Annotated in this window: 14 protein-coding genes; 7 read left to right on the forward strand and 7 right to left on the reverse strand. The window is 64.4% G+C overall.

Annotated elements, in window-relative coordinates; translation table 11 throughout:
• Together FJ471_RS02950 and FJ471_RS02955 are read left to right on the forward strand one after the other, a co-directional pair.
• Positions 1–588 carry a sarcosine oxidase subunit gamma gene (locus FJ471_RS02950; RefSeq protein WP_140801738.1) on the forward strand — a complete coding sequence of 196 codons (588 nt, stop codon included), beginning with the start codon at positions 1–3 and terminating at the stop codon, positions 586–588.
• Between the two features lie 291 nt (positions 589–879).
• Complete coding sequence (locus FJ471_RS02955; RefSeq protein ID WP_140801671.1) at positions 880–2,322, forward strand: MFS transporter; 1,443 nt, start codon at positions 880–882, stop codon at positions 2,320–2,322.
• 7 nt (positions 2,323–2,329) lie between these two features.
• Here FJ471_RS02955 and FJ471_RS02960 read toward each other — a convergent pair whose 3' ends face one another.
• Positions 2,330–3,034, reverse strand: coding sequence for a nitroreductase (locus FJ471_RS02960; RefSeq protein WP_140801672.1), 705 nt, complete (start codon positions 3,032–3,034; stop codon positions 2,330–2,332).
• Between the two features lie 235 nt (positions 3,035–3,269).
• On the opposite strand from FJ471_RS02960, the gene FJ471_RS02965 reads away from it, so the two are divergent.
• The 5 genes from FJ471_RS02965 (at position 3,270) to FJ471_RS02985 (ending at position 10,931) form a co-directional block, all read left to right on the forward strand.
• On the forward strand, positions 3,270–3,857 hold the full coding sequence (locus tag FJ471_RS02965; RefSeq protein WP_246684579.1) for an XRE family transcriptional regulator: 588 nt from the start codon (positions 3,270–3,272) through the stop codon (positions 3,855–3,857).
• A 99-nt stretch (positions 3,858–3,956) separates the two neighbouring features.
• Entirely contained in the window at positions 3,957–6,410 is a 2,454-nt protein-coding gene (locus tag FJ471_RS02970; RefSeq protein ID WP_140801673.1) for an FAD-dependent oxidoreductase, read from the forward strand.
• Positions 6,407–7,306, forward strand: coding sequence for a homocysteine S-methyltransferase family protein (locus tag FJ471_RS02975; RefSeq protein WP_140801674.1), 900 nt, complete (start codon positions 6,407–6,409; stop codon positions 7,304–7,306). Before FJ471_RS02970 ends, FJ471_RS02975 begins: the two co-directional genes overlap by 4 nt.
• On the forward strand, positions 7,306–8,487 hold the full coding sequence (locus tag FJ471_RS02980) for a pyridoxal phosphate-dependent aminotransferase (protein WP_140801675.1): 1,182 nt from the start codon (positions 7,306–7,308) through the stop codon (positions 8,485–8,487). Before FJ471_RS02975 ends, FJ471_RS02980 begins: the two co-directional genes overlap by 1 nt.
• The gene (locus tag FJ471_RS02985; RefSeq protein WP_140801676.1) at positions 8,484–10,931 is read left to right on the forward strand and encodes an FAD-dependent oxidoreductase; all 2,448 of its coding nucleotides are present in this window, start codon (positions 8,484–8,486) and stop codon (positions 10,929–10,931) included. Before FJ471_RS02980 ends, FJ471_RS02985 begins: the two co-directional genes overlap by 4 nt.
• Positions 10,932–11,073: 142 nt before the next feature.
• Here the strand turns inward: FJ471_RS02985 and FJ471_RS02990 are convergent, their stop codons facing one another.
• From FJ471_RS02990 to FJ471_RS03015, 6 genes are all read right to left on the reverse strand, one after another.
• Positions 11,074–11,271, reverse strand: a complete 198-nt coding sequence (locus FJ471_RS02990) for a type II toxin-antitoxin system RelE/ParE family toxin (protein ID WP_246684580.1) — start codon at positions 11,269–11,271, stop codon at positions 11,074–11,076.
• Positions 11,268–11,501: a hypothetical protein gene (locus tag FJ471_RS02995; RefSeq protein ID WP_140801677.1), complete on the reverse strand. Its 234-nt coding sequence runs from the start codon at positions 11,499–11,501 to the stop codon at positions 11,268–11,270. Before FJ471_RS02995 ends, FJ471_RS02990 begins: the two co-directional genes overlap by 4 nt.
• 77 nt (positions 11,502–11,578) lie before the next feature.
• Positions 11,579–12,166, reverse strand: coding sequence for an NAD(P)H-dependent oxidoreductase (locus FJ471_RS03000; protein ID WP_140801678.1), 588 nt, complete (start codon positions 12,164–12,166; stop codon positions 11,579–11,581).
• Complete coding sequence (locus FJ471_RS03005; protein ID WP_181179124.1) at positions 12,166–12,747, reverse strand: NAD(P)H-dependent oxidoreductase; 582 nt, start codon at positions 12,745–12,747, stop codon at positions 12,166–12,168. The genes FJ471_RS03000 and FJ471_RS03005 overlap by 1 nt, the downstream gene beginning before the upstream one ends.
• A complete protein-coding gene (locus FJ471_RS03010) occupies positions 12,747–14,150 on the reverse strand; it encodes an FAD-binding oxidoreductase (protein ID WP_140801740.1) in 1,404 nt (467 codons plus the stop codon). The genes FJ471_RS03005 and FJ471_RS03010 overlap by 1 nt, the downstream gene beginning before the upstream one ends.
• Positions 14,150–15,451: a cytosine deaminase gene (locus tag FJ471_RS03015; RefSeq protein ID WP_140801680.1), complete on the reverse strand. Its 1,302-nt coding sequence runs from the start codon at positions 15,449–15,451 to the stop codon at positions 14,150–14,152. The genes FJ471_RS03010 and FJ471_RS03015 overlap by 1 nt, the downstream gene beginning before the upstream one ends.
• Between the last annotated feature and the right edge of the window lie 27 nt (positions 15,452–15,478).

Genomic DNA, 15,478 nt, shown 5'->3' on the forward strand with positions numbered 1-15,478 from the left:
TTGCCCGAACGCCAGTCGCCGCTCGAGCCGGAGTACCATCCGGGTTCGCACGGCAATTTCGAACATGGCGTCGATGTCATCCTGTCCGAGACGCGCCCGGGCTCGATCCTGCAGCTCGCCGCCTGGCCGGGCGAAGAGAAGCGGCTGATCGAAATCATCCGCAAGGTCACCGGGCTCGCTCTGCCAGACGGCGCCGGCGGCGGCGTGAGCAGCGGCGCCCGCGCCGTTTTCGGCTTCGCGCCGGGGAAATTCACCGTGGTGGACGAGGCCGAGGGCCTGGCGCAGGCCTTCGCCGGATCGATCACGCCGGCCATCGGCACGCTCACCGACCTGTCGCATGGCCGCACCGCGATCCGCATCGCCGGCCCGAAGGCGGAATGGGTGATGGCGAAATTCTTCGCCATCGACTTCACCTTGCCGGCCTTCCCGCTCGGCGCCGGGCGTTCGACCAACCATCACGACGTCTTCGCCCAGATCCAGCGCACGGGCGCCGACCAGTTCGACATCTACGTCTTCCGCTCCTTCGCGCGCTCCTTCTGGAAGGCCTTGTGCCACGCCTCGGAGGAAGTCGGCTACGAGGTGCAGTAGAGCACCTAAGGTGTGTTGAGATTCAGGTCAGGCCGAGCCGAAAATGGCGGGTTCCGAGAACCGGAGCGGAGCGTACTTGAGTACGTGAGCACCGGAAGCGCAGGAACCCGGCATTTGCAGGCCGGTCTCACCTGAATATCAACACACCTTTGGTCCAGCCGGTATTCTGGCATTATGAACCGCCACAACTGCTGCTTGAGCGTTGGACCAGCAGGGGCGATAGATAAGGAATCATCGGCGTTTGCCAGGGGCAAACGTCCGCTCAGGCAACCAGTTCGACCATACCCTTCCATGACTGTTGAGACTTCGGCGACGGCCACGACCCGCTTTGCTCCAGCGGGCGGTCCGTCGATGCTGTTGCCGGCGACCGTCGCCTGCGGCGTGTTCATGACCAGCCTCGACCAGAATGTCGTAGTGACGGCACTTCCGGGCATAGGCGAGAGCCTCGATCGCCCGCCAAGCCAGCTTGGCCTCTTGATCACCGTCTATGTCGCGAGCCTCATCGTCACCATGCCGCTCGGCGGCTGGTTGGCCGACCGCTTCGGGCTGCGCAATGTCTATTGCTTCGCGCTGCTGGTCTTTGCCAGCGCCTCCGCGCTGTGCGGCCTTTCGGAAAACATCTGGATGCTGGTCGGCTCGCGCGCCCTGCAGGGCTGCGGCGGCGCGCTGATGGGCACGCTCGGCCAGGTCGTGATCCTGTCGAGCTTCCCGCGCGACCGTACGCTGAAGATCAACATGTATATCTCGCTCGCCGGTCAGTCCGGGCCGCTGGTCGGACCGCTCGTCGGCGGCGCGCTGACCACCTACGTCTCCTGGCGCTGGATCTTCTACATCAACATCCCGATCGCGCTGACCGCCGCGCTGCTGGCCGCCTCGATGTTCCCCACGACGACCAAGCCGGTGCGCACGCCCTTCGATTTTCCGGGCTTCCTGCTGGTCGGCAGCGGCATGGCGCTGCTCGTCTTCGGCATGGATTCGGTCGCCGCCAAGGATGCGGCGGCGAACAGCATAGCGATGGAGCTCGGGCTGGCGGTCGTCATCCTGGCGGTTGCCGCCTTCTACTGCCTGCGCGCGCGCAACCCGCTGCTCGACCTCAACCTGCTGCGCATCCGCACCTTCCGCATTGCTTTCCTCACCGGCGGCGCACTGGACACGATCGGTCTGAGCTCGGTGGTCTTTCTCTTGCCGCTGATGTTCCAGCTCGGCTTCGGCATGAGCGCGGTGCAGGCCGGATCGCTGACCTTCATCGCCGCGATCGGATCGTTGGCGATGCGCTTCTTCATGCCGCGCCTGTTGAACCGCTTCGGTTTCAAGCGCGTGCTGGTCACCAACACACCGATCGTCGCCTTGCTGGTCGCGGGCTTTGCCCTGATGCAGGAGAGCCTGCCGGCCTGGATCGTGCTTGCCTACATCTTCACCTTCGGCGTCTTCCGCTCGGTGCAATGGGCCTCGACCGGCAATCTCTCCTATTCGGACATCGCGCCCGAGCAACTCGCGCGCTTCAGCGCGCTCTATTACATCTTATGGCAGCTCGCGGTGGCGGTCAGCGTCGGCTTGGCGGCGGCGCTGTTGTCGCTGCTTGCCGGCGGCGGCAAGGCGAGCGTCAACGACTATCGCATCCTGTTCGTCATCGAAGGGCTGATCACGCTTTGCGCGCTGTTGGCCTATCTGCGGCTCACGCCGCAGGACGGCGCCCATGTCAGCGGCCATGGCGCGCATATGAGCACCGATTAGGCCGGCATTATTCCGCGAAGCTCACCCAGTCCTCGAGCGGCGCGCGGTCGGTGCGGAACTCGTTCTCCGGCTTCGATGTGTCCTCGTAGCCGAGCGCCATGCCACAGACGACGATCTCCTCGTCGGGAATGTCGAGCACCGGCCTGATCTGGCGGTGATAGGGCGCGAAGGCCGCCTGCGGGCAGGTATGCAGCCCCCTGCCCCGCGCCGCGACCATGATGTTCTGCAGGAACATGCCGTAGTCAATCCACGAGCCCTGGTTCAGTCTCCGGTCGATCGTGAAGATCATGCCGACCGGCGCGTCGAAGAAGACGAAGTTGCGGTCGTGCTGCGCCCGCATCTTATCGACCTCGCGGCGGCCGATGCCCAGCGCGCCATAAAGCCCGAAGCCGTTGGCCCGGCGACGCGTGAGGTATGGTTCGAAGAACTGGTCGGGATAATAACGATATTCGTCCCACTCGGCCTTTTCGGCGCGGATGCCGGAATTGAGGATCGCATCGCTGATGCGCTGCTTGACCTCGCCCTTGGTCACGTAGACACGCCAGGGCTGCATGTTGGTGCCCGACGGCGCGCGTGCCGCGACGGCAAGGATCGCGCGAATCGCATCGTCATCGACCATATCGGGCAGGAAGGCGCGCACCGACCGGCGCGACACGATCGCCTCATCGACGATCTCCGCATCCGACGCGATCCGGATGTTCTTCTCAAGCATGGGTCGTCCCTTTCGGCATGGCCAGAAACCCGCAACCCGGTTTCCTTAACGACCATCCGCAGACTATAAGCTAAAACTGGTCCCGACCGGACGCCCCACTCGCCGCTCGTGCGCGAGCCTTTGCATCAACCGCCGAAAACGCGCAAGTAAATCTTGTGGACTATGAAAATCTCCTTGATTTTTTCATGATTTTACCCTCTCATGAAATTTATCCAGATTTTTTCACGAGCAACCTTTGACCCCGACCGCGACCAAATCGGAGCAGGACAATGGCGAACGGCTGCTGGCCGGCGATATCCGCGCGCTCCGCAAGGCGCGCGGCCTCACGCTCGCTGAAATTGCGCTCAAGTTAGGCCGTTCGGTCGGTTGGGTCAGCCAGGTCGAGCGCGGTCTTTCCATCCCCTCGCTCGGCGACCTCAGGGCATTCGCCAGCCTCTTCGATGTTCCGATCAGCCTGTTCTTCAGTCACGATGTGCCTGTCGAAGAGGAACGCGGCGTGATCGTGCGCGCCGGCAGCCGCCGTTCGCTTGGCACAAGTGAATCCGGCCTGGTGGAAGAGCTTCTGTCGCCCGACCTCGGCGGTAGCTTCGAGATGCTGCGTTCGGTCTTCGCGCCGGGCGCGGAGCTGAAGACCGAAACGCGCCGTCCGACGGAAGAAGCGGGCTATGTCGCGTCGGGCACGTTCGAGATCGAGATCGACGGCGCCTGGCATCGCCTCGGCGAAGGCGACTCGTTCCGCTTCGAGGGCAAGCCGTTCCGCTGGCGCAATCCTGGCGTCGAGCCGGCGATCGTCATCTGGGTGGTCTCACCGCCTGTCTATTGACCAATGCATGTCGCCCAAAAATGCGAAGCGGTTTTGGGATAACGATATGCATCAAAACAAAAATCGAAGCGCGAAGCGCTTACGCTTGGAGGAAGAAACATGGCGGGTTTGCCGTCCACGGCACGCGTGGTGATCATCGGAGGCGGTGTCGTCGGCTGCTCATCGCTCTATCATCTGTGCAAGGCGGGTTGGACCGACTGCGTGCTTCTGGAAAAGAACGAGCTGACCTCCGGCTCGACCTGGCATGCCGCCGGCAACGTGCCGACCTTCTCCTCGTCCTGGTCGCTGATGAACATGCAGCGCTACTCGACCGAGCTTTACCGAGGTCTCGCCGACGCGGTCGACTATCCGATGAACTACCATGTCACCGGCTCACTGCGGCTCGCCCACAGCAAGGAGCGCATGCAGGAATTCCAGCGCGCCAAAGGCATGGGCCGCTACCAGGGCATGGACATCGACGTCGTCGGCCTCGACGAGATCAAGCGCCGCTACCCCTTCATCGAGACGCATGAGCTGAAGGGCGCGCTCTATGACCCGAGCGACGGCGACATCGACCCGGCGCAGCTGACGCAGGCGCTCGCCAAGGGCGCGCGCGACATGGGCGCCAAGATCATCCGCTTCTGCCCGGTCACCGGCGTCCGTCGCGAGAATGGCGAATGGGTGGTCGCGACGCAGCAAGGCGAGATCCGCTGCGAGATCGTGATCAACGCGGCCGGCTACCGCGCCGCCGAAGTCGGCAAGATGTTCGGCCGCGAAGTGCCGATGATGGTGATGAGCCATCAGTACATATTGTTCGAGGAAATCCCCGAGCTGGCCGCTTGGACGAAGGAGCAGGGGAAAAAACTGCCGCTGCTGCGCGACGTCGACACGTCCTATTACCTGCGCCAGGAAAAGAGCGGCATGAATCTCGGCCCCTATGAGCGCAATTGCCGCGCGCACTGGGCGACCCACAACGATCCGATGCCGGAGGATTTCTCGTTCCAGCTGTTCCCCGACGATCTCGACCGCCTCGAGCACTATCTCGCCGACGCCGTCGCCCGCGTGCCGATCCTCGGCACCGCCGGCCTCTCCAAGGTGATCAACGGCCCGATCCCTTACGCGCCGGACGGCAACCCGCTGATTGGGCCGATGCCCGGCGTGCCGAACGCCTTCGAGGCCTGCGTCTTCACCTTCGGCATCGCGCAAGGCGGCGGCGCTGGCAAGGTACTGGCCGAATGGGTCACCGAGGGCCAGACCGAATGGGACATGTGGTCCTGCGATCCGCGCCGCTTCACGTCCTTTGCGTCGGCGCCCGACTATTGCGTCGCCAAGGGCATGGAGATCTATGGCAACGAATACGCCATCCAGTTCCCGCGCCATGCCTGGCCTGAGGGGCGTAATCGCAAGCTGTCGCCGCTGCATGACCGCATCAAGGCGCTGGGCGGCCAGTTCGACGCCTATAATGGCTGGGAGCGCGCCACCTGGTACGCCAAGTCCGGCGACAATACTTCGGAGGAATCGACGCTGACCTTCCGTCGCGACGGACCCTGGCACCGGGCCGTGCGCGAGGAGTGCCTTGCCGTGCGCGACGCCGCCGGCATTCTCGACCTGCCCGGCTTCTCGCGCTTCAACCTCGAAGGTCCGGGCGCGGCCGATTGGCTCGCAAGGCAGGTCACCGGCCTGGTGCCGAAGCCCGGCCGCATCGGCCTTGTCTACTTCTCGGACGACAAGGGCCGCATCGTCACCGAAATGTCGGTCGTGCGCCATGGCGAGGACCAGATGACGCTGATCACCGCGGCGGTGGCGCAGTGGCACGATTTCGAATTGTTGAAATCGCGGATGCCGGCCGACGCGGGTTTCACGCTGACCGACCGGACGGAGGAATACTCGACCCAGATCCTCGCCGGTCCGAACTCGCGCAAGATACTGGCCGAAGTCTGCAGCGCCGATCTTGCGCTGCCCTGGCTGACGCATCAGGAGACGACCGTCGCCGGACGCTGGGCGAAACTGGTGCGCGTCTCCTTCGCCGGCGAACTCGGCTGGGAAATTCACACTAAGGTCGCTGACACAGTTGCGGTCTTCGACGCTGTCTGGGCCGCCGGCCAGAAGCATGGGCTGAAGCCGTTCGGCATGTATGCGCTGGATTCGCTGCGGCTGGAAAAAGGCTACCGGGCCTGGAAGGGCGACCTTTCGACCGACTATTCGATCCTGCAGGGCGGCCTGGAGCGCTTCGTCAAATGGGACAAGCCCGACTTCCGCGGCAAGGCGGCGCTGCTCAATGAAAAGCAACAGGGCGTGAAGAAGCGCTTCGTCACGCTGGTCGTCGAAAATCCCGGCGACTGCGACGCGCCCTATATGTCGACGCTCTGGCACGGCGGCAGCATCGTCGGCGAGACGACGTCGGGCGGCTGGGGCCACCGCGTCGGCAAGTCGATCGCGCTCGGCATGCTGCGCGCCGATCTCACGCAGCCGGGCACGGCGATCGAGGTCGAGATCTTTGGCGATCGCTTCAAAGCCATCGTCCAGAACGACGAGCCGCTGTGGGATCCGAAGAATGAGAGGTTGCGGGCATGACCTCCGTCATCCTCACCGATGGCGGCATGGGCCAGGAACTGGTCCGGCGCAGCAAGTCCGAGCCGACGCCGCTTTGGTCGGCAAGGGTGTTGATCGACGAGCCGGACCTGGTGCGCGACCTACATGTCGAATTCATCCAGGCGGGTGCTCGCGTCATCACCATCAACACCTATTCGGCGACGCCGGAGCGCCTGGCGCGCGAAGGCGCGGAAGACCTGTTCAAGCCTTTGCAGAAGCGCGGCATCGAGCTGGCGAGGCAGGCCCGTGACGAGGCCGGCGACACCGCGATCGCCGGTTGCCTGTCGCCTCTGTTCGGCAGCTACGCGCCGGCGCTGACCATATCGTTCGAGGACACGCTCGACATCTATCGCCGCATCGTTGCCGAGCAGGCTGACGGCGTCGACCTGTTCCTCTGCGAAACCATGGCGTCCGCCGACGAGGCGCGGGCTGCGGTCACCGCGGCCTCTGAAAGCGGCAAGCCGGTGTGGGTGTCGTGGACGCTCGCCGACCATGGCGCGCCGCGCCTGCGCAGCGGCGAGACCATTGCCGATGCGGTCGGCGCCCTCGGCGGCCTGCCGGTCGCGGCCCGGCTGCTCAACTGCTGCCGGCCCGAAGCCATCGCCGCCGCATTGCCCGAACTCGCCGCCCTGGGCGGGCCGGTCGGCGCCTATGCCAATGGCTTCACCGCGGTCGCGGCATTGAAGCATGGCGGGACGGTGGATGTGCTGCACGCCCGCCACGATCTCGATCCGCAAGCCTATGCGGACCAGGCCATAGGCTGGGTCGATGCCGGCGCCGGCATCGTCGGCGGCTGCTGCGAGGTCGGCCCCGCCCATACCGCCGCCCTGCGCGACAAGCTCACGCGGGCCGGCCACCAGATTTCGGGAGTCTCATGATGCCAAAGCCGTCAAAGCGCATTACCGGCATCGTGCCTTCGGGCAAGGATGGCTGGGAAGTCCACTTCGCCGCCTGGACCCGCAAGCAGGCCGGCGAAGACATCATCGTGCTGTCGGTCGGCGACCACGACTTCGACACGCCGTCGGAGACCATCGAGGCCTGCGTGACCGCCGTGCGCGGCAGCAACCATCACTACACGCCGCTTCCCGGCCTGCCGCGCCTGCGCAAGGCGATGGCGGCGGCCTCGACCGCTTGCAGCGGCATCCTGACGGAAGCCGACGAGGTCATCGCCACGGCCGGTGGCCAGGGCGCGCTCTATGCCGCCGTGCAGGGCGTGCTCGACCCGGGCGACCACGCCATCGTCGTCGCGCCCTATTACGCCACCTATCCCAACACCTTCAGCGCCGCCGGTGCCAGCTTCACCGTGGTCGAGACGCCCGCCGAGGATGGGTTTCAGCCCCGCGCGGACATGATCCGCGCCGCGCTCAGGCCCAACACCCGCGCCATCCTGATCAACACGCCGAACAACCCGACGGGTGCCGTCTATTCGCGCGAACGACTCGAGCAATTGGCCGAAATCTGCAACGAGCACGACCTCTGGCTGCTGTCGGACGAGGTCTACTGGACGCTTGGCGGCGGCGAGCACATCTCGCCGCGTTCGCTACCCGGCATGGCCGAGCGCACGCTGGTCATCAACTCCATGTCGAAAAGCCACGGCATGACCGGTTGGCGCATGGGCTGGCTGACCGGGCCGAAAGCGATGATCGCGCTGATGATCGATCTCAATCTGGTCACGACCTACGGTCTGCCGGCCTTCATCTCGATCGCCTGCGCCGAGGCGCTGGAGAACCATTATGGCGTGAAGGACATCGCCGAGCGCTATGCCGCGCGACGCGCCGTCTTCCTCGACGCCCTGCGCGGCGCCAATGAAGTCACCGTGCGCGGCTCCGAAGGCGGCATGTACATCATGCTCGATGTCACTGCCGTCGAGCCCGACGACGAGAAATTCGCCTGGGCGCTGCTCGACAAGGAAAAGGTCGGCGTCATGCCCGGCTCGAGCTTCGGCGAGGCTGCCGCCGGGCACATCCGCATCAGCCTCTGCCAGCCCGAACCCATCCTCAAGGAAGCAGCGCTTCGCGTGCGCCGCTTCGCTTCCAACTATCGCCGCGAGGCCGCATGACCAAGACGATACCCATCAAAGCCCGCGCGGTGATCATCGGCGGCGGCGTCTCCGGCTGCTCGGTCGCCTATCACCTGGCCAAGCTCGGCTGGACCGACATCGTGCTGCTCGAGCGCAAGCAGCTCACCTCTGGCACGACCTGGCATGCGGCCGGCCTGATCGGCCAGTTGCGCGCCTCGCAGAACATGACACGGCTGGCGAAATATTCGGCCGACCTCTACGTCAGGCTCGAAGCCGAGACCGATGTCGGCACCGGCATGCGCCAGGTCGGCTCGATCACCGTCGCGCTGACCGAGGAGCGCAAGCACGAGATCTACCGGCAGGCCTCGCTGGCCCGCGCCTTCGATGTCGACGTGCGCGAGATTTCGCCGAGCGAAGTCAAGGAGATGTATCCGCATCTCAACGTCTCCGACGTGGTCGGCGCGGTGCATCTGCCACTCGACGGCCAGTGCGACCCGGCCAACATCGCCATGGCGCTGGCCAAGGGCGCTCGCCAGCGCGGCGCGACAATCATCGAGAACGTCAAGGTCACCAAGGTTCACACCAGGAACGGCCGCGTTTCCGGCGTCTCCTGGGCGCAGGGCGAGGAACAGGGCACGATCGAGACCGACATCGTCGTCAACTGCGCCGGCATGTGGGCGCGCGAGCTTGGGCGGCAGAACCGCGTCACCATCCCGCTGCATGCCTGCGAGCATTTCTATCTCGTCACCGAGCCGATCCCCGGCCTGTCCCGCCTGCCGGTGCTGCGCGTGCCGGACGAGTGTGCCTATTACAAGGAAGACGCCGGCAAGATGATGCTCGGCGCCTTCGAGCCGGTGGCGAAACCATGGGGCATGGACGGCATCCGCGAGGATTTCTGCTTCGACCAGTTGCCCGAGGACATGGATCATTTCGAGCCGATCCTGGAAATGGGCGTCAACCGCATGCCAATGCTGGGCACCGCCGGCATCCACACCTTCTTCAACGGCCCCGAGAGTTTCACGCCGGACGACCGCTACTATCTCGGCGAAGCGCCGGAGCTTGCAGGCTACTGGATGGCGACCGGCTACAATTCGATAGGCATCGTTTCCTCCGGCGGCGCCGGCATGGCGCTGGCGCAGTGGATCAATGATGGCGAGGCGCCTTTCGACCTCTGGGAGGTCGACATCCGCCGCGCCCAGCCGTTCCAGAAGAACCGCCGCTACCTCAAGGAGCGCGTGTCGGAAACGCTCGGCCTGCTCTATGCCGACCATTTCCCCTATCGCCAGATGGCGACCTCGCGCGGCGTTCGCCGCTCGCCTCTGCATGAACATCTGAAGGCGCGCGGCGCCGTGTTCGGCGAAGTCGCCGGCTGGGAGCGCGCCAACTGGTTCGCGCGCGACGGCCAGGAGCGCGAATACCGCTATTCCTGGAAGCGGCAGAACTGGTTCGACAACCAGCGCGAGGAACATCTTGCGGTGCGCAACGGCGTCGGTCTGTTCGACATGACCTCGTTCGGCAAGATCCGCGTCGAGGGTCGCGATGCTCAGCAGTTCCTGCAGCGGCTCTGCGCCAACGACATGGATGTGGCGCCGGGCAAGATCGTCTACACGCAGATGCTCAACGCCAAGGGCGGCATCGAGAGCGACCTCACCGTGACCCGGCTTTCGGAAACGGCCTATTTCCTGGTCGTGCCGGGCGCCACGCTGCAGCGAGACCTTGCCTGGCTGCGCAAGCATGTCGCCGACGAATTCGTCGTCATGACCGATGTCACCGCCGCCGAAGCCGTCATCTGTGTCATGGGGCCAGAGTCGCGAAAACTGATCCAGAAGGTCAGCCCGAACGATTTCTCCAACGAGGCCAATCCGTTCGGCACCTGCCAGGAGATCGAGATCGGCATGGGCCTCGCCCGGGCGCATCGCGTCACCTATGTCGGCGAGCTTGGCTGGGAGCTCTATGTCTCGACCGAGCAGGCCGCCCATGTCTTCGAGGCGATCGCAGACGCCGGCGCCGGTGTTGGCCTGAAGCTTTGCGGTCTGCATACGCTGGATTCCTGCCGCATCGAAAAGGCCTTTCGCCATTTCGGCCACGACATCACCGACGAGGACAATGTGCTGGAGGCTGGCCTCGGCTTCGCGGTGAAGACGAGCAAAGCCGGCTTCATCGGCCGCGACGCTGTGCTCAGGAAGAAGGAAGCCGGCCTGTCACGCCGGCTGGTTCAGTTCCGCCTGAAGGACCCGCAGCCCCTGCTCTTTCACAACGAGGCGATCCTGCGCGACGGCCGGATTGTCGGCCCGATCACCTCAGGCAATTACGGCCACCATCTCGGCGGCGCGATCGGGCTCGGTTATGTGCCCTGCCAGGGCGAAAGCGAGGCGGAGGTGCTGGGTTCGTCCTATGAGGTCGAGATCGCCGGCGAGCGCTTCGCGGCCGAAGCGTCGCTGAAGCCGATGTATGACCCGAAGGCGGAACGGGTAAGGATGTAGCCTTCTTCTGTCCGCTTCGGACAGGATTGCCCGCAGGCGTGACCGTGGGGACCGTTCTTACTTGTCCGGCATGGTTGAAGGATCGCGAGCATCATGACGAATACCGACGATCACGATTTCGTCGGCAGAAGCTCGTAGTAGATCAGATAGGCCTCACGACGATCCGGCGCATCGGCCTTTCGTCTGTAGCGACGCCGCTTAGGGGATGTTCAAGCAACAAATTGATGACCGCATGGAGCCTGGCTTGGATCCGCTTCGCTCCCTTGGGTGATTGCAATGCGATATTGCCGAGAACCTCATCCAACTCGGCTAACGCCGCCAGCGTATAACGAAGCTTCACAGGCCGTGCTTCGCCCAAACAGCACGGACTGCCTCGTCGGTTGCAAATTCACCACGCGCAGCCTGCGCCCGGGACATTGCGAGCGAGGCTTTTTCCTCTCGGCTCAGTTGATGAACAGGTTCGTCCCCTTCATCACCCGCGAGGCGCAAGAGGACGCGCGCATACTCGTCCTGCAATTCAGGAGGCAAGGTGCGGACACGTTGGACAGCATGTTCGAAGAGCTTGGTCATGTCTTTAATATGCACTTCATTTCCGCATAAAAAAGGCAAACCCGTTCGGCGCGATCCCGCAGGGAAGCTGAAGTCCCCTAAAACCGCTCCAGCGTCCTTCGAACTTTGACCAAAAAAACCTCCCTGCTCTTCGGCGTCGAGGCATCCATCAGATAATGCGCCAGGAAGAAGGTCTTGCAGCGGGTGGCGCAGATCGCGCGCATGCCGCGCAGGATGGTCTTGCGGCCCGGTTGGCCGACGACCACGCTCCACCAGGTCGGCGCGCCGCAGGTGGTGATGACGCCGACCTTGGTGACATGCGTCATCAGCGACTTGATGCGGCCCTTCCCGGCCGGCAGCTGGAAGGCGATATCGGTGGCCCACACCCGGTCGAACCAGCCCTTCAGCATCGCCGGCAGGCCGTACCACCAAGTCGGATAGATGAACAGGATCGCCTGCGCCCATTTCAAATGCTCGAAATGCGGCTTGAGCGCCGGATCGTCCGGCGCCCGGTCATTGTAGAAGCGCCGCTCCTCGCGGCTCATCACCGGGTCGAAATTCTCGGCATAGAGGTCGAGCAGCCGCACGTCCCAGCCTCGCCCCCTCAGCACCTCGACGGCGGCATCGCGGATCGCCGCGCAATAGCTCTCCGGCACTGGATGGCAATAGACCACCAGCACGCGCATCAGAAGGCGTCCATCGTCGTCGCGACCCTCGTCATGAAGGCGTTGCGCGTCTCGTCGGTCGAAAGGTTCATCGAGTAGTGCGCAAGATAGGAGACGGGAGCGCCGGGCTTGATGGTCGCCCGCAGCATGCGCTTCACGATCTTGCGCGGCGGATCGCCCATCAGCATGGCGCGAAAGCGGCTGCCGCCATAGGTGGTGACGGCTGCCATCTTGCGGATGTTGTGCAGCGTCGGCTGCACCTTGCCATCGACCAGATCGAACGACACGCCGGGCAGGAAAACGCGGTCGAAAAACCCTTTCAGGATTGCCGGATAGCCGTAATTCCAGACCGGAAACGACAGCACCAACGCGTCGGCATTCTTCAGCCTTTCAACGTAGCCGGCGACCGCGTCGTTCGGCCCGCGCTGATCGTGGTAGCCGAGCCGCTCGGCGCGCGTCAGCCGCGGATCGAAATCTTCCGCATAGAGATCGCAATCGTCAATTGAATGGCCTGCCGCCACGAGCCGCTCCACAATCGTCCGGTGCAGGCCGGCATTGAAGCTGGTCTCCACCGGATGCGCGAAGAGCACGAGGACTTTCATCACCCCGCCTTTTGCAAGCCCTTGAACAGGAACGTCCGGCCGGAGCGATAGTCGTAGTCCGGATTTTCCCAGGCGATCATCTTGCCGGGATTGAGCAGCCCTTGCGGATCGGTCTCGCGTTTGAAGGCGAGCTGAATCTCGTCGGTCTGCTTCATGCCGCCCTCTTCCAGCGTGTAGCGATGCGGGTTGAAGATCGGACAGCCGTTCTCCTCGTGCAGCCGGATGATCTCGTTGAGCCGCCCCTCGGTGGTGAACTTGACCAGCGGCAGGCCGAAGCAGGTGATGTTGCCGTCCAGCCGCACGAATTCCAGATGCGAGAACACCTCGTCCGGGAACATCGCATCCATCTTTTCGACCAGCGCCAGTTGGTTGGGAAATGGATAAAGCGACTGCAGGTAGGTGATCGACGGATCGACACGCAGCGCCCTCAGCGTCGTGTGGTTCCAGGCCAGCTCATAAGCCGGCGGCAGGCCCTTCCTGTCCTCGTCCGTCGCGGTTGCCGCGTTGAAGATGACCTCGCCGCCGGCGCGCCGGGTGAAGGCGAGGAAGGCGTCGAGCCCGTGCCGCGCGACCATGACGACGCAGATGCTTTGCCCTTCGCGCAGGAACTTCTGGTGGCGCTTGAAATAGAGCTGCGGCACGGGTGCCGCGATCGGCGTGATCAGCTTGGTCAGGATGCCGTCCTGGCAGGCCAGCGCATTGCCGTAGCGGGCGGCCCCCATGAAACTGTCGAAGCCGACGATGACGTCGACCCAGTCATAGGCGGCGGTCAACGGCATCTCGACCTCGGTGATGATGCCGTTGGTGCCATAGGCATGCGTGACCTTGTGCAGGTCCTCGCCGGTGAGCTCGAGCGCCTTCGGTTCGGCTTCCATGGTCACGACGCGCAGCCGCAGCACATTGCCGAAATCGCGCAGGCCGCCGAAATTGATCGAGCCGACGCCGCCCGATCCGCCGGCGATGAAGCCGCCGATCGAGGCGGTGTTGTAGGTCGATGGTGAGAGCCTCAGCTCCTGTCCGGAATGCGCCCGCGTCGCCTTGTCGATCTCGGCCAGCACCGCGCCGGGTCCGGTCACCACGCGCCCCGGTGCGATCGTCTTGATCCCGTTCATCTCGGCGAGGTTCAGCACCACGCCGCCCGACAGCGGCATCGCCTGCCCGTAATTGCCGGTGCCGCTGCCGCGCGGCGTCACCGGGACACCGTGCTTATGGCATGCGGCAAGCACGCGGATGACCTCGTCCTCGTTCTTCGGCGTGACGATCAGGTCGCCCTTGATGTGGTCGAGCTGCGCCTTCAGGACCGGGCTGTACCAGTAGAAGTCGCGGCTTTTCTGCTGGACGATGGCCGGATGGTCGTCGACCTTGATCCCGTCGAGATCGCGCTTCAGCGCTGCGATATCCATCATTCCACCATCAATTCGTCGAGTTCGGCATAATCGGGCAGCTGGCGTTCGATCGCCCTGCCCTCGCGCACCACGATGCGATCCGATTCGGGCCGCGACAGCAATTCCGTCCAACTGCGGCCCTTGAAGACGATGAAGTCGGCGCTGCCGCCCGCGGCCAGCGTGCCGGCGCCGTCGAGCCGCATCACCTCGGCCGGTGTCGCCGCAACTGCCTTCGGCCAGTCGCCGACCGGGTGGTCGAAATGCAGGATGCGCGTCGCCATGCGATAGACCTCCAGCATGTCGAGATCGCCATAAGCGTAGAACGGATCGCGCGTATTGTCGGAGGCGACCGCCACCTTGATGCCGCGCGCCTTCATCTCATGCAGCAGGGTCACGCCGCGCCAGCGCGGCGTGGTGTTGTCGCCGCGCCGGTCCTGCAGATAGAGATTGCACATCGGCAGCGACACCACGGCGAGACGCGCCTTCGCCACCTTGTCCAACGTGTCGAGAACCTCGAGGTCGGGCTGGCGCGCCAGCGAGCAGCAATGGCCGACCAGGATGTTGCCCTCGAAACCGTTCCACAGCGAAGCCTCGGCGATCTTCTTCAGCGAGATGGCTGCGACGTCGTCGGTCTCGTCGGCATGGAAATCGAGGTCGAGCCCATGTTTGATCGCCTGCGCGAACACCTTGTCGAGCAGTTCCTCGAGGTCGGGGACCATATAGGTGACGACGCCGAGCACGCCCTTGGCCGCCGCGACGCGTTTCGCCAGCCGCTCGAACCAGGCTTTGTCGCGCACGCCTTCGATGCCGAGCAGGCAGGCCGCCTGCAGATTGATCCTGCCGCGCCATCTCTCCCGCATCGCCTCGAACACCGGCCAGGAGATTTCCTCCTGCGGCGGCACGCTGTCGAGATGCGTGCGCAAGGCCTTGGTGCCGTGCGCATAGGCCGAGCGCAGCGAGAAATCCATGCGGCGCGCGATGTCCTCGGCGCTCCAGCGCGCGGTGCGGTCGGCGCCGGTGGCGTTGAGCGCGCCCATGAAGGTGCCGTCGGGGTTGGGTTTTCGCGGCCAGATATGGCCCTTGTCGATATGGGTGTGGCAGTCGACGAAACAGGGCAGCACGATCCGGCCGACAAGGTCGATCGCATCGGCCCGCGCCTTCGAGTTGGCATGGGCGACAATGCTCGCGATCTTGCCGTCGGCCACGGCCAATTCAGCCAGCGCGAAACCGTCCGCGTCGAAGGGTGCCGCAAGGCCGGGCGTCAGCGACCGATGAACACGGGCATTGGCAAGCCGGTAGGAACCAGAGGCAGGTATCAATATCTGGTCCTCTTCGCGATTTTCCCT

It is taken from the genome of Mesorhizobium sp. B2-7-1 (assembly GCF_006440735.1).
Taxonomy (GTDB): Bacteria; Pseudomonadota; Alphaproteobacteria; order Rhizobiales; family Rhizobiaceae; genus Mesorhizobium.